Source organism: Myxococcus eversor, from assembly GCF_010894455.1.
Classification (GTDB): domain Bacteria; phylum Myxococcota; class Myxococcia; order Myxococcales; family Myxococcaceae; genus Myxococcus; species Myxococcus eversor.
On the sequence record NZ_JAAIXY010000006.1, the window covers coordinates 230,888 to 244,766 of the forward strand.

At 69.3% G+C, this 13,879-nt stretch carries 12 protein-coding genes; 6 read left to right on the forward strand and 6 right to left on the reverse strand.

The features are described from left to right. Window positions 1-127 precede the first annotated feature (127 nt). Genes G4D83_RS14530 through glsA form a run of 3 tightly spaced genes read left to right on the forward strand, consistent with a single transcriptional unit; the run spans window position 128 to window position 4,062 of the window. The gene (locus G4D83_RS14530) at window positions 128-1,516 is read left to right on the forward strand and encodes a DcaP family trimeric outer membrane transporter (RefSeq protein WP_163865330.1); all 1,389 of its coding nucleotides are present in this window, start codon (window positions 128-130) and stop codon (window positions 1,514-1,516) included. A 34-nt stretch (window positions 1,517-1,550) separates the two neighbouring features. Beyond that, window positions 1,551-3,152 (forward strand): glutamine/gamma-aminobutyrate antiporter GadC, encoded by a 1,602-nt coding sequence (gene gadC / locus G4D83_RS14535; protein ID WP_163865331.1) that lies wholly within the window; start codon window positions 1,551-1,553, stop codon window positions 3,150-3,152. Then, complete coding sequence (gene glsA / locus G4D83_RS14540) at window positions 3,118-4,062, forward strand: glutaminase A (RefSeq protein WP_163865332.1); 945 nt, start codon at window positions 3,118-3,120, stop codon at window positions 4,060-4,062. The genes gadC and glsA overlap by 35 nt, the downstream gene beginning before the upstream one ends. A 22-nt stretch (window positions 4,063-4,084) precedes the next feature. Here the strand turns inward: glsA and G4D83_RS14545 are convergent, their stop codons facing one another. Continuing rightward, window positions 4,085-4,639 carry a hypothetical protein gene (locus tag G4D83_RS14545; RefSeq protein WP_163865333.1) on the reverse strand — a complete coding sequence of 185 codons (555 nt, stop codon included), beginning with the start codon at window positions 4,637-4,639 and terminating at the stop codon, window positions 4,085-4,087. A gap of 69 nt (window positions 4,640-4,708) precedes the next feature. On the opposite strand from G4D83_RS14545, the gene ftsY reads away from it, so the two are divergent. Then, window positions 4,709-6,280 carry a signal recognition particle-docking protein FtsY gene (gene ftsY, locus G4D83_RS14550; RefSeq protein WP_163865334.1) on the forward strand — a complete coding sequence of 524 codons (1,572 nt, stop codon included), beginning with the start codon at window positions 4,709-4,711 and terminating at the stop codon, window positions 6,278-6,280. A gap of 14 nt (window positions 6,281-6,294) precedes the next feature. Here ftsY and G4D83_RS14555 read toward each other — a convergent pair whose 3' ends face one another. After that, window positions 6,295-8,067 (reverse strand): M1 family aminopeptidase, encoded by a 1,773-nt coding sequence (locus tag G4D83_RS14555; RefSeq protein WP_163865335.1) that lies wholly within the window; start codon window positions 8,065-8,067, stop codon window positions 6,295-6,297. A 94-nt stretch (window positions 8,068-8,161) separates the two neighbouring features. Between G4D83_RS14555 and G4D83_RS14560 the strand changes: the two genes are divergently transcribed. After that, window positions 8,162-8,722 (forward strand): hypothetical protein, encoded by a 561-nt coding sequence (locus G4D83_RS14560; protein WP_338041917.1) that lies wholly within the window; start codon window positions 8,162-8,164, stop codon window positions 8,720-8,722. 57 nt (window positions 8,723-8,779) lie between these two features. Here G4D83_RS14560 and G4D83_RS14565 read toward each other — a convergent pair whose 3' ends face one another. Next, entirely contained in the window at window positions 8,780-9,862 is a 1,083-nt protein-coding gene (locus G4D83_RS14565) for a PEGA domain-containing protein (protein ID WP_163865337.1), read from the reverse strand. An 83-nt stretch (window positions 9,863-9,945) separates the two neighbouring features. Between G4D83_RS14565 and G4D83_RS14570 the strand changes: the two genes are divergently transcribed. Further along, window positions 9,946-10,476: a hypothetical protein gene (locus tag G4D83_RS14570; protein ID WP_163865338.1), complete on the forward strand. Its 531-nt coding sequence runs from the start codon at window positions 9,946-9,948 to the stop codon at window positions 10,474-10,476. A gap of 58 nt (window positions 10,477-10,534) precedes the next feature. Here the strand turns inward: G4D83_RS14570 and G4D83_RS14575 are convergent, their stop codons facing one another. The 3 genes from G4D83_RS14575 to G4D83_RS14585 all read right to left on the reverse strand — a co-directional run bounded on the left by G4D83_RS14575 (window position 10,535) and on the right by G4D83_RS14585 (window position 13,878). Then, entirely contained in the window at window positions 10,535-12,058 is a 1,524-nt protein-coding gene (locus G4D83_RS14575) for a cellulose synthase family protein (protein WP_163865339.1), read from the reverse strand. Window positions 12,059-12,385: 327 nt separating this feature from the next. After that, complete coding sequence (locus G4D83_RS14580; protein ID WP_163865340.1) at window positions 12,386-13,366, reverse strand: D-alanine--D-alanine ligase; 981 nt, start codon at window positions 13,364-13,366, stop codon at window positions 12,386-12,388. A 215-nt stretch (window positions 13,367-13,581) separates the two neighbouring features. Then, window positions 13,582-13,878, reverse strand: coding sequence for a hypothetical protein (locus G4D83_RS14585; RefSeq protein WP_163865341.1), 297 nt, complete (start codon window positions 13,876-13,878; stop codon window positions 13,582-13,584). Window position 13,879: the final 1 nt, after the last annotated feature.

The window sequence follows — 13,879 nt, forward strand, 5'->3', positions numbered from 1 at the left end:
CGACGATGACGGACACGCGGACGAGGAGGCCCGCTTTCCCACAGTGGTCCTGACCTCCTGGCTGAGATGCCCCGCCGCGAAGGGTCCCTACATTTCCAGCCACTTCACCGTGGTGACAACGGACCCGATGACTCCAGCGTCTTCCCAGCAGCAGCGCACTGTTCGCGGCGTCGCCTTCGCACTGATGGCGACGCTGAGCCCCTTTGCCGGGGAAGCCCGGGCCCAGGAGCCTTCCACGCGGGAGCCCGCGCGAGCGGAGCCCTCCGCGAGCCAGGACACGCGGACCGACGCGCCCTCCGCGCCCCTGTCTCCCGGTGAGGAGCTGGTGCTTCCAGCGCTGCCCTTCCTCGACCTCAAGCTCCCCTCGAACACCCAGGCGTTCGCCCCTCGCCCCGACCATGCGGTCTTCGACACCGCCCTGCCCGGCTACTTCCGGATTCCGAGCACGAAGGTCTTCCTGAAGCTCGGCATCGGCGCCACCACGACCTTCGCCGTCACCTCCAAGCTCCTGGGCACGCCCACCTGGTTCACCACGTCCGCCATCCCCGTGCGCGGGCAACCCTCCTTCCACTCTCCGGGCACCCACACGACAGCCACCGCCAACCCGTCCGACATCTCGCTGGAGATGCGCGGCAAGACGGAGCTGGGGCCCATGCGGCTGCTCTTCACCACGAGCTTCGCCCAGGCCCAGCCCGCCTTCGGCTTCCATCCGAACTACGCCTACGCGCAGCTGGGCGGCGTCCTCGCGGGCTTCACCGACTCCACCTTCGCGGACGTCGATGCCTATCCGAGCACCCTCGACTTCGAGGGTCCCAACGCGCTCGTCTTCTCCAAGCACGCCGTGGTGCGCTACAGCCACGCGCTGTCCCACGACAAGGAGCGGCGGATGTTCCTCCACGTCGCCCTGGAGCAGCCCGGCTCCAACGTGCCCACGTCCGCGGGAGCGCCGCGCGACATGCTCCCCGACGCGGTCATCGCCTGGCGCGCCGAGGGAGCCCGGGGGCACCTGCAGCTGTCGGGGCTGGTGCGCGCGGTGGGCACCCAGTCGCGGGACAGCAAGGACAGCAAGACGGCGCTGGGCATCGGCGGCAACCTGACCGGTGCGTACCACTTCTCCCACAAGCACACGCTGCTCGCCGGCATCTCGGGTGGACAGGGCCTGGGCGCGTACCTCAACGACACAGGCGGCGCGCAATACGACGCCGCGCTGAACACGGCGGGTGACCTCAAGGCCATCCCCCTGCTCGGCGCCTACGCGGGCTTCACCTACGCATGGACCCACACGCTCAGCTCCACCGCGACCTATGGGTGGCTCAAGCTCTGGGACCGCGACTTCGCAGCCTCGCTCGACGCGAAGGGCTTCCGCCGCTCGCAGTACGCGTCCCTGAACCTGGTGGCCAGACCCATGAAGGGCGTCCTCGTCGGCGTCGAGGGGCTGTGGGGCTACAACCGCGCCATCGACAGCCAGTCCGGACAGGCCGTCCGCGGACAGCTCACCCTCCAGTACCGCTACTGAAACACCACACGAACCAGGACCGAGGGAAGCCGCCATGGAGTCGGGGACGACCAGAACAGCCACTGCCGCCCGGGCGTCGCCCAAGCTGGGCGTGCTCACGCTGGCCATCATGAACGTCACGGCCGTCGTCAGTCTGCGCGGCCTGCCGGCGGAGGCCGAATACGGACTGACTTCCCTCTTCTATTACACCTTCGCGGCGGTGTTCTTCCTCATCCCGGTCTCGCTCGTGGCGGCGGAGCTGGCGACGGGCTGGCCCGAGAAGGGCGGCGTGTTCCGCTGGGTCGGCGAGGCGTTCGGTCCCCGGTGGGGCTTCCTCGCCATCTTCCTGGTCTGGATGGAGTCGACCATCTGGTTCCCGACGGTGCTCACCTACGGCGCGGTGGCGTTGGCCTTCGTCGGTCCCAACCAGACGTGGGACAAGTCGCTCTCCAGCAACAAGTTCTACACGATTCTCATCGTGCTGGGCCTGTACTGGGCGGCCACCCTCGTCTCGCTGCGCGGGCTCAAGACGTCCTCGAAAATCTCCAAGTGGGCGGGCCTCATCGGCACCATCATCCCCGCCTTGCTGCTCATCGCGTTCGGCCTCGTGTACCTGGCCTCGGGACGACCGCTCCAGATTCAGCTCGGCTGGGACAAGGTGATTCCCGACTTCAGCCAGTTCGGAAACCTGGTGCTCGCCGCGTCCATCTTCCTGTTCTACGCGGGCATGGAGATGAACGCCATCCACGTCGTGGATGCCAAGAACCCCTCGCGCACCTATCCGCTCGCCATCCTCATCGCGTCGGTGACGACGGTGGTGCTGTTCGTGCTCGGCACGCTGGCCATCAGCTTCATCATCCCCAAGACGCAGATCAACCTGACGCAGAGCCTGCTCGTCTCGTACCGCGACTTCTTCAAGGCGTTTGGAATGGCCTGGCTGTCACCGGTGATAGCAGCGGCCCTCTTCCTGGGGGTGCTGGGCAGCGTCACGGTGTGGGTCTCCGGCCCCTCGGCGGCGCTGGGAGTCGTGGGCCGAGCGGGCTATCTGCCGCCGTTCCTCCAGCGGATGAACCGACACGGCGCGCCCAGCCACATCCTCATCGTGCAGGGGATGGTGGTCACCTTCCTGTCGTTGATGTTCGTCATCCTGCCGTCGGTGCAGGCGGCGTATCAAATCCTCAGCCAGCTCACGTCGACGCTCTACCTCATCATGTACATGCTGATGTTCTCGGCCGCCATCTACCTGCGCTACAGCGAGCCGCACACGAAGCGCGCGTACCGGGTACCGGGCGGCGAAGTGGGCATGTGGGTCATCGGTGGAGCGGGCCTCATCGGAGCGCTCGTCGCGTTCGTGCTCAGCTTCATCCCTCCGTCGCAAATCAAGGTCGGCAGCCCGATGACGTACGTGCTCATCCTCATCGGCGGCAACGTCCTCTTCGTGGCCATCCCGCTCATCCTCTATGCACGGCGCAAGGCCAGTTGGCGCTCGGCGGCGGGAGCGCGCGACCTGGCCCCCTTCAACTGGGAGAAGCCCGGCGCCTCGGGCCACCCCGGCGCGGAGCCGACGCAAGACGAAGAGGAGGCCTGGCCTCCCACGACTCCACACGACAGGAGGCAACCCGATGACACCGGCCACCATCCGCGCGGCGACCACTGAAGCATATCAGCGGTACCTGGACCTGAAGGAGGGGCAGAACGCCAGCTACATCCCGGTGCTCGCGCGCGTCCAGCCCGAGCGCTTCGGGCTCGTGGTCATCACCGCGGACGGACAGGCGACGGAGGCTGGAGACACCCGCTCCGAGTTCGCCATCGAGTCCATCTCCAAGGTGTTCACGCTCGCGCGGGTGCTCGACGAGGTGGGCTCGGAGGTCCTCCGCGCGAAGGTCGGCGACAACCCCACCGGCGAGTCCTTCTCCTCCGTCCACGCGCTCGTGGTGCATGACGGAAAGCCGCTCAACCCCTTCGTCAACGCGGGGGCCATCGCCACCGTCAGCCTGGTCCCCGCGGACTCGGCGGAGCAGCGCTGGAAGAAGATTCACGAGACCGTGTGTGCCTTCGCGGGCCGCGAGCTCTCCGTCATGGACGAGGTCTATCGCTCGGAGTCGGCGACCAATCAGCACAACCGCGCCCTCGCGTGGCTGCTCGACAGCAGCCACACCCTCTACAGCGACCCCATGGAGGCGACGGACGTCTACACGCGCCAGTGCTCAGTGGGACTGACGACGTATGACCTGGCGGTGATGGGGGCCACCCTCGCCGCCGGAGGCCTCAATCCCCTCACCCGGAGACGCGCGGTCAAGGCGGAGCACGTGCCTCGGATTCTCGCCGAGATGACCATGAGCGGCCTCTACGACAACACGGGCACGTGGCAATACGAGGTCGGGTTGCCCGCCAAGAGCGGCGTGGGCGGAGGAATCCTCGCCGTCGTTCCCGGCAGGCTCGCCATCGCGGCGTTCAGCCCTCCGCTGGACCGCTTCGGCAACAGCGTGAGGAGCCAGCGGGCCATCCAGCACCTCTCGAAGGTGCTCGGCCTCAACCTCTTCGCGTCCCAATCCCCAGCGGGGTGAAGCGCGACGCGGCGCGCGCCTGTCACTGCGCCACGGGCACCTGCGCGATGAGGATGCGGTCCCTGCCGTCATTGCGCACCGCGTCCCGGTTGGTCAGCGGCAGGCGAGCATCCGTCTTCGGGTCCCACAGGCCCAGCCAGATGTTGAGGGCCTTCGGGTTGGCGTCGGCGGGGAGGTAGATGGAGAACTCGTCCTTCACCGTCTCGCCCGTCTTCCACTGTGACGTGGGCAACATTCCGCCGGCGGGCATGTGGTCCAGGTTCATCCGCTCCATGCGGCCGCCCGTGTCCTCGACGTGGACGAAGATGAGGTAGTCCGCGTCCAGGGCATCGAGCACCTTGAAGTAGACGGTGACCTGGGCCCGCTCCCCGGGCGTCAGCCGCCCGGGCTGGACGGTGGCGGCCACCAGCTCCACCTTGCCGCCCAGGTTGGCGCCGTTGCGCACGGACAGGGCCGGAACCTGGGTGACGGTGGCGGCCCGTCGCTGCTCGGGACTCGCTCCGCCCGGGGCCTCGACGATGCAGGCAGTTCCCAGCAGGAGGACCGACAACAAGGCGGTGGGGAGCTCGGGGCGCATGGCAGGGCGTTTCTACTCGGCCACGGGCGCTGCATCCACCGGCGTGTTGGTGTATGCGGAGCGGCGCACATGAAGACCCCCCATGCCCTCGACGCCCTGACCGCTCAGGTGCCGCCCGCCCCCTCCCCCGCCCCGACTCCGGGCGGAGAGACCACCCAGCCTCCTGGGACGGGCGTCCCTCCGTCGGAGGGCCTCACCCCGGGCGACGCGGTGGGCATTGGTGGTGCCGCCCTCTTCGTCCTGCTGATGGTGCTGGCCGCCCGGAAGCTCTTCTTCCGCAAGCGCCCCCCCGAGCCGGGCCGCAAGGCCGGCGTCCCGATTCCAGAGCAGAAGCCCGCGCTGCCCGCCGAGCGCCCCGAGCTGCGCGTGGAGCTGCCGCCCTCCGAGAAGGAGGCCGCCCGGCTGCGCGAGGTGGACGAGGCCCATGCCCGCGCCGAGGAGCTGGCCCGTCAGCGCGAGGAGGCCGCCCGCGCGGCCAGGACCACCACGGACGCGGGCGAGCGGGCCCGGCTGGAAGAGCAGGTCCGGGCCCTCAAGGAGCGCGAGGAGGAGGAGAAGCGCGCCGAGTACCGCGCGAAGAAGGCCGCGGATGAAGAGGCCCGGGAGCGGCGCAAGCGCGAGCAGACCGAGGCCCAGCGGCTGCTGGAGGACGAGCGTGCCCGGGAGGCCGCCGTCGTCGAGGAGGCCCGTCGCGCCGAGGAGGCCGCGGCGCGCGCCAAGGTGGACGCCGAGGCGGGCCGCACGCTGGCCCAGGGCCTGGACAAGACGCGGAGCCAGGGCTTCATGGCCCGCCTCAACGGACTGTTCGGCCAGCAGCGACAGGTGGACGAGTCCGTGCTGGTGGAGCTGGAGGAGATTCTCTTCACGGCGGACATCGGCGTGCGCACGGCCAGCGAGTTGGTGGAGGTGGCGCGCGAGAAGCTCAAGCGCAGCGAGCTGAGCGACTCCAACCGCATCAAGGACCTCATCCGCACGGAGGTCGCCCGTATCGTCGACCTGCCGGTGCCTCGCTCACTGGAGGGCGGAGGCCCGCCGCACGTCGTCATGGTGGTGGGCGTCAACGGCGCGGGGAAGACGACGACCATCGGCAAGCTCGCCGCGAAGCTCACGGGCGAGGGCAAGAAAGTCGTGCTGGCCGCGGGCGACACGTTCCGCGCCGCCGCCACCGAGCAGCTCGACGTGTGGGCCGAGCGCGCGAAGGCGCAGTTGGTGAAGGGGACCGAGGGTGGAGACCCGGGCTCCGTCATCTTCGACGCCATCAAGAAGGCGCAGGCCGAGGGCGCCGACGTCGTCATCGCCGACACGGCGGGCCGGCTCCACACCAAGGCGCCGCTGATGGAGGAGCTGAAGAAAGTCAAACGCGTCATGGACAAGGCCATGCCCGGCACGCCGCACGAGGTGCTGCTCGTGTTGGACTCCACCAACGGGCAGAACGCGATTCAGCAGGCCAAGCAGTTCCACGAGGCCGTGGGCATCACCGCCATTGCCCTGACGAAGCTGGATGGCACCGCCAAGGGCGGCGTCATCATCGGCATCTGCGACGAGCTGAAGCTGCCCGTCGTATGGGTCGGCGTGGGGGAGAAGATCGCCGACCTGCGCCGCTTCGAGCCGCGCGAGTTCGTCCGGGCCCTCTTCGACTGACGCGCCCCCTGCCCTCACTGACCCAGCAGCGAGGGCAGAATCGACTCCAGCAGCTCCTTCGTCTGCGGGTCCAGGTTCTCCACATCCAACCCGCTGCCCGCGCCCAGCGTGCCCATCACCGAATCCAGGCTGGGCAGGCCCAGGTCATCATCGCCACGGGCCTCGTTCCACCAGCGCACGCGCAGCTTCTCCAAGGCCTTCGCATTCCCAGGGCTCGCCTTGGCCAGCTCCTTGGTGAAGCACTCCTTGCACGTCCACTTGAAGCGATACGTGTCGACGTAGGAGCGCATGCCCTGGAAGAACGCGGTGTCGCCCATCAGCTTGCGTGACGCGTGGTGCAGCAGCGGCGCCTTGCCGTACACCAGCGCCCCGTATTCCGTCTCGTTGTCGAACGCGCTCGTGGACCGGTCCGCTCGCGCGTCCTCGCCGCCCGCCAGCCGGTACATGTGGTACGGCGAAACCAGCAGCTCGCGCCGGAGGGCCTCCGCCGCCGACTTGCCGTGCTTCCACTCGATGTAGAGAAGCGCGGCGTACTGGGCCAGCGACTCGTCCACCACGGGCGCATGGATGGGGTCCGAGCCCACCAGCCCCGCGAAGTACTGGTGCGCCACCTCGTGCGCGACGGTGAACTCCAGCGTGCGCTCCAGCGAGCCACTCAGTTGCGACAAGGGCGCGGAGCCCGCGGGCCCCAGCATCGCCAGCACCTCCTTCAACTGCTCCACGTCCACCTGGCCGCCTACCAGTTCGAACGGGTCCACCACGCCGCGATACAACATGCTCGAGAGGGTGATGAGGCCAGGGAACTCCATGCCGCCCGCCCCACCCGTCAGCGGCGCCTCCACCACCCGGAAGTGCGTGTACGGCAGCGGCCCCAGGCGCTTCTCGAACTCCGCCAGCGCGGACGAGGCGTACTTCAACACGCGCTCGCCTACGTCCTTGTTCTTCGCCGCGTAGTGGCTCTCCACCGTGACGCCGTTCACCGTGGCCGTGGACACCTCGTAGCCCTTGGACACCAGGATGGGGAAGTCGCGCACCGCGCCCGCGGCGAAGGCGAAGCGCACCCGGCCGTCGCGCTCGGGCACCTCGCCCATGGCCGCTCCCGTGGCGTGCACGACCCAGCCGGAGGGGACGGTGATGGACGCCAGCACATGGGCCGGCGCATACAACGCCAGGTCGCCAATGCCCTGCGGCCCCGCCCAGGGCTGACCCTTGTCGTCCAGAGGCGGCACCTGGGGGACGACACCCACCAGGCTCATGAAGTCCTCCGTGGCGGAGAACGCCCCATGGTCGCCCTTCGGCCCCTGCCCTCCACCGCCGAGGAGCGTCCCCGAGGGCTTCTCTCCCCTCGGCACCACCGCCCGGACGGCCACGTCCAGCACCGCCGCCGCGCCCGGAGGCACCGGTTCCTTCAGGCGATAGCGGTACAGCGTGGGCTCCGGCTGCTCCAGGACGATGGGCTCGCGCCCCAGCCGCGCGTCGGACAGCACCACCCGCTTGCCCCCCTGCGCGTTGGGCGTCACCCGCAGGTACAGCTCCGTCAGGGGCTTGTCCCGGGCCAGTACCTCCACCTGCACCCGGCCCTTCGCCTCACGCGCGGCGGGGTCCACCTCCAGTTGGACGCGGTAGCGCGGCAGCTCCTCCAGGGGCCCCAGCGCCTTCGCCGCGCGCTCGCGCTCGGAGGACTTCAGGTGCTGGAGGCTCAACTGCACCTCGGGGGAGACGTCGCCTCGGGCGGGCTGCCCGAAGAGCACACACCACGTCACCAGGCCAGGCAGGAGCGTCCGCATCCGCGCATGCTAATTGACCTGGGGCACCACGGCTCGTCTAGCCTTCCCGGGCATGTACTCTCGAACGCTTCTCCTGGCCGCTGCCCTCGGATGGATGGCGTGTGCGCGGAACGTCCCCGCGTCCACCTCCACCCCCCCCGCCTCCTCGGCGCCCCGCGCCGTCCGCCTCGTGGCCGACACGCCGCCCCAGGAGACGGAGACCTTCGACAAGGTGCGTGATGACGTGGAGGTCGACACGGACGAAGGCGAGCGCACCCCTCGCGTCGTCACCTTCGGAGAAACCGCGGAGCTGCGCCGGGACGGCCAGCGGGCGCGCCTCTATGGCGACGCCAAGGGCACGCTCGGCTTCAGCGTGGACAACTTCCTGCTGATGGAGGTGCTCGACGGGCAGGGCAAGAAGGTGGTGCGGCGCGCCGTCATGGGCTTCACCGAGAGCGTCCACATCGGCAACGAGCAGGTCGACAACCTGGGCCGCCGCGCCTTCAGCTTCGAGCCCGGGGAGATTGACGTCACCGAGCTGCTGCCGGAATCCGCTCCCTTCCGGGTCCGCGTCACCATCCTGGACTCCTGGGGCGTGGGTCGCGTCTCGGACGTCTACCTGGTGCTCAGCGCTCCCGGGAGTCACACCGTCGAGGACGACCTGCGCGGCGAATGAGCCCGTCAAGCCGCGCTCCCGCCGAAGCGGCCCAGGCGCGGCCTGGTACTCCGAAGCCTAGAAGCGAAACCCGCCGAGCGCGGGCCTGAAGGCCCCTGCTCCCACCTTGGAGCGCGGGCTTCCACCCTTGCTGAAGACGATGTCGCAGGACCCGCCATTGCACAGCGTGTCCGGGTTTGCGTTCTTGATGGTGGGGTCCCGCGTGGCCACCACCGCGCCCACGGTCCCGGCGGCGACCACCGCGCCCACACCCGCCCAGACGTACCAACGGCCGTACCAGGGCTTGCTGGAGCTCTCCACCTGGGCGTCCGGCGGCTCGCTGTCGAAGGCCAGGGCCGGGTTCGGCTCGTCCGGCATCGTCGTCGAGGGGTCCAGCACCGGCGTGCGCGGCGTGTCCACCACGCGCGGCGTGTTGCTCGCCACGCCCGTGTCCACCAGGGGCCGCATCCGCCCGGTCAGCTCGTAGGTCGTCCCGGCCAGCACGTTGATGTTGTGGACGTGGGGCTTGTAGCCCTGCGCGCGGAACTCGATTTCACGCGAGCCGGGCTTGAGCAGGATGTCGCTCATCGGCACCGTGCCCACCTCGATGTCGTCCACCAGCACCACGGTGCCGGCCACGTCCGCGAACGCGCGCGCGAAGCCCATGGTGGCAACCAGCGACACCTTGACCTCCGGCTGCGTGCCCTCCTTCACGTCCAGCCGCCGCGTGTACTCCTCGTAGCCCGGCTTGCGGACCACCAGCGAGTGCTCACCCGGCGTCACCGTCAGCGTCAAGGGGGCCGGCGTGAGCACCCCCGCGTCGCGACCATCCAGCGTCAGCCTCGCGCCCTTGACGGAGCCGGAGATGAACACCGCCAGTTCCGTCTTCACCGGGGCCAGGGGCGCCAGCAGGCTGTCATCGGGAGGCGGCACGTTCTTCTTCTTGCTGCCCTTCGCCGTGGCCTTGGGCCGCGCCGCGGGCTTCTTCGTCACCTTCGCCGCCGGCTTCTTCTTCACCACCTTCGTCTTGCCCACCTTCGCCTTCGACGGCTTCGTCGACGGCGTGAGGGGGGCCAGGAGGTCATCGGCCTGCGCGAGCGCGGAGGACGGAGCCGCGAGGACGGCCACCAGCGAAAAGAGGACGAGGCGTCGAATGCTCATGACGGACCGAAGGTTAGAGAGTCGTCCAAGGGGAATCAAACGAAGTCCCTCCCAACCGTCCATTCAGCCAATATCCGCGCCCCATGCACCGCGCCCTGCCCTCATTGGCCCTCGGCTTCAGTGTCCTCTGCCTCACGGCGTGCCCCACCAAGGCGCCTCCCACCGTGGAGACGCGTCCCCCACCCGCGCCCCCCATCCGCGTCCCGGCGGGATGCGAGGGCAGCCAGGCAGGCGAGTACCGCCACGCCGACAACCCGGCCTTCCGCTACCACGGCGAAGACGATGGCGGCACGCTGTCGCTGGCCGTCGTGCGAGCCCGCGCGGACGGAGATGCGGGCACGGAGCCTCCCGAGTCGAGCACCGCGTCCATCGTCCTGGAGCGCACGCCCGGAGGTTTCGTGGGCGAGACGCGCGCCACGGGCTTCACCGGCTCGGGAGCCCCCTGCCCCGTCGCGTTCCCCACGGAGCTGGTGGCGTGTGACGACGCGGGCCTCACGCTGCGCGCGGCGGCCAGCACGTCCATCGACGAAGGGTGCCGGCCTTCCCGCTCCGGCCCGCCTCCGGTGAGGCTGCGGCAGGTGTTGCTGCGAGACACGCCGGACGCGGGTCTCTAGGTCCGAAGCGACTCCAGCCACCGCGCCCCGAAACGAAGGGGCGCGGCGCGAGTCACGCTCAGGCGGCGCGGCGCGCCTGCTCCTCGGCGGGATTCACCGCGGGGCTGGCGTCAGCGAGCTTCACACGGCCCGCCAGCCCCTGCAGCAGGCTGGAGATGCCGACGTAGAGGAAGCCCGCCTGGAACAGGATGATGAAGGGCAGCGACGTGTAGATGCGCGCGTCGATGGCGAACCACAGCGCCCCGGTGAAGTACGCCGCGAAGAGCAGCTCCACCACCGGCATCAGCGTCTTGCTGCCGCGGTACGCCTTCTTCACCGCGATGACCTTCTTGCCCTCGGCGCCCGTCTTCGGCGTGCGGGCGAAGCCCGACTGCTGGTTGAGCAGCGCCTCCGCCACCGCCTTGGCGTTGTTGATGGCCAGGCCGATGCCCAGGCTCATCAGGAACGGCAGGTACTTCACCCGTTCCCAGCCCGTCACGCCCCGCTCACGCTGCGCGGCGACGTAGAAGAAGCACACGCTCGCCGTCGCGGAGACGAAGAAGGGCAGGTCCAGGAACAGCGTGCCGTAGAGGCCGTGCTGGAAGCGCACCACCATGCTGATGGGCATCAGCACCGACAGCAGCACCATCAACAGGTAGGCCATGTTGTTGGTGAGGTGGAAGAACGCCTCGCGCTTCACCGCCATCGGCAGGTCGCTCTTGAGGATGGTGGGCAACAGCTTCTTCGCCGTCTGGATGGAGCCCTTGGCCCAGCGGTGCTGCTGGCTCTTGAAGGCGTTCATGTCCACCGGGACTTCGGCCGGGGAGATGACCTCCGGGAGGAACACGAACTGCCATCCCTTGAGCTGGGCGCGGTAGCTCAGGTCCAGGTCCTCGGTCAGCGTGTCGTGCTGCCACCCGCCCGCGTCGGCGATGGTGCCCCGACGCCAGATGCCCGCGGTGCCGTTGAAGTTGAAGAAGCAGCCGGAGCGGTTGCGCGCCGTGTGCTCGATGATGAAGTGGCCGTCCAGGAAGATGCTCTGGGCCTGCGTGAGGATGGAGAACTCACGGTTGAGGTGCCCCCAGCGCACCTGCACCATGCCCACCTTCGCGTCGGAGAAGAACGGCACCGTGCGCAACAGGAAGTCCGGGCTCGGCACGAAGTCCGCGTCGAACACGGCGACGAACTCGCCCCGCGCCGACTTCAGCCCGCTCTCCAGCGCGCCCGCCTTGAAGCCCTCGCGGTTGACGCGGTGGATGTAGACGATGTCGTGGCCCTTCTGCCGGTGCCGCTCCACGCACGCCCGGGCGATGCCACACGTCTCGTCCGTCGAGTCGTCAAGAACCTGGATTTCCAGGAGGTCACGCGGATAGTCGATGCGGCACACCGACTCCACCAGGCGCTCCACCACGTACATCTCGTTGAAGATGGGGAGTTGGATGGTGACGCGTGGAAGCTCCTTCAAAGGGCTCTTGGGCGTCGGCAGCTTGAACTTGTGCCGGTAATACAGGAACGCCATTCGGTACCGGTGCGAGCCGTAGACTGCCAGCACGCACAGGACGCTGAAATAGACGCCCAGGAAGATGATCTCGACGGTGGTCATCAGTGACGCTCAGCCCCTCCCGCGCAGCCCCCGTGGCCCGCGGTCCTTCCTTGCGTGGCGGCATCGGAATCCCGTCTCACGCCGACCGCCGCCTGCTGGGTCCGCTGAGCCCCCGTCCCGTATGTGCCCGAAAAGACAAGGCTTTAACCATCCAGGACTGATCGGCGCCGGACAATAGGGAGGCGTCAAGGACGTGTCAAATTATTCCCGGACTTTGAACGTTCCGTTCAGGTCCGGGGTGACACCTCGCGTCACTGGTATTTCGAGGAGATCCAAGGGGTTGGCGCCGGGGCTGAGGCGGCGCCAGGGCTCGGACTACCCGGGGGGTCAGCTCACCGCGCGGCGAGGCTCGGCGACGGTGGGAGCAGGGGCGACAACGGGCGCGTCCATGACACCCGCCTCGTCCCGGGTCGCCAGTGTGAGGATGCGCTCGACGAGCTCCGGGAAGTCCACGCCCGCATGGGCGGCAATCTTGGACAGGAGGCTGGTGGGGGTGAAGCCAGGGAGCGTGTTGACCTCCAGCACCACGTCGTTGTCGGTGTCGGAGCACAGGAGGTCCACGCGGCCGTAGCCCCGGCAGCCCAGGGCACGGTACGCCGCGAGCGCCAGCGCCTCCACGTTGGCCACGCGCGTGGCGGACAGGCGGGGCGGGAGGAAGTAGCGGGAGCCTCCCTGGTACTTGGCGTCGAAGTCGAAGCCCTCGCGCGGGGTGGCCACCTCGCAGCTGCCCAGCACCTTGTCGCCGACAATGCCCACCGTCACCTCGCGGCCGGGGACGAAGCGCTCCACCAGCGCCTCTCCGCCGAAGCGGCACGCCTGGGCCACCGCCTCGACGAGCGCCTGCGGCTCGTGGACGATGGACAGGCCCACCGACGAGCCGCCGCACGCGGGCTTCACGATGCAGGGGAAGCCCAGGTCGCCGTGCAGCTCCAGCGCGCGCCCGGCGTCGTCACGGCCGACGCGGTATCCCTGGGGCGTGGACAGGTTGTGCAGGCGGAAGAGCTTCTTGGCCATGGGCTTGTTCATCGCCAGCGCCGAGGCCAGCACGCCCGAGCCGGTGTACGGCAGCTCCAGGAGCTCCAGGAGGCCCTGCACCCGGCCGTCCTCGCCCATGCGCCCGTGCAGCGCGATGAAGGCCACGTCCAGCTCCGCGGCGCGCAGCGCCCGGTCCAACCCCGGCCCCGCGAACACCCGAGTCACGTGATGGCCGCGGGACTCCAAGGCGGCGACCACGGCCGCTCCCGTCTTGAGCGAAATCTCCCGCTCCTCGCCCCACCCGCCCATCAGCACTCCGACGCGCTTGCCCATGTCGATGAAACCTCCTGGGCCCACGATAGAGCACGACGGATGCCAACCCCTCCCGGAAGGGAGGCCCCCCGGCTTGGCCCCGACAGTCCCCGTGGAGACGCGGGTTTGCGTCGGCAGGGGGGCGGCCGGGCGGGCGTGTCTCCGAAGACACGGCGCGGCAACCGGACCACGCGAAGCGAGGGGCTGTAGGAACTACCGCCCCTCGCGGGCGAGGACTACGGCCGGCCCGAGTCCACGGGGCCTGCGTCCACGGGGCCTGCGTCCACGGGACCCGCATCCCCCGTCCCGGGCCCTGGGGTGCCCGAATCGGTGCCGGAATCCGGGCGGCCCGCGTCGGGGACGGCGGAGTCATCACGGATGCAGATGTCGTCCTCGCAGGCGAAGCCCTCGAGGCACTGGTTGCGGTCGTCACACGGCTGCCCCTCCTCGTCGAAGTCGACGAGGAGGCTGCACGCGGACAGGCCCAGGGACAGGGCCACGACGGGAATGAGGAAACGAAGGGGACGGCGCATG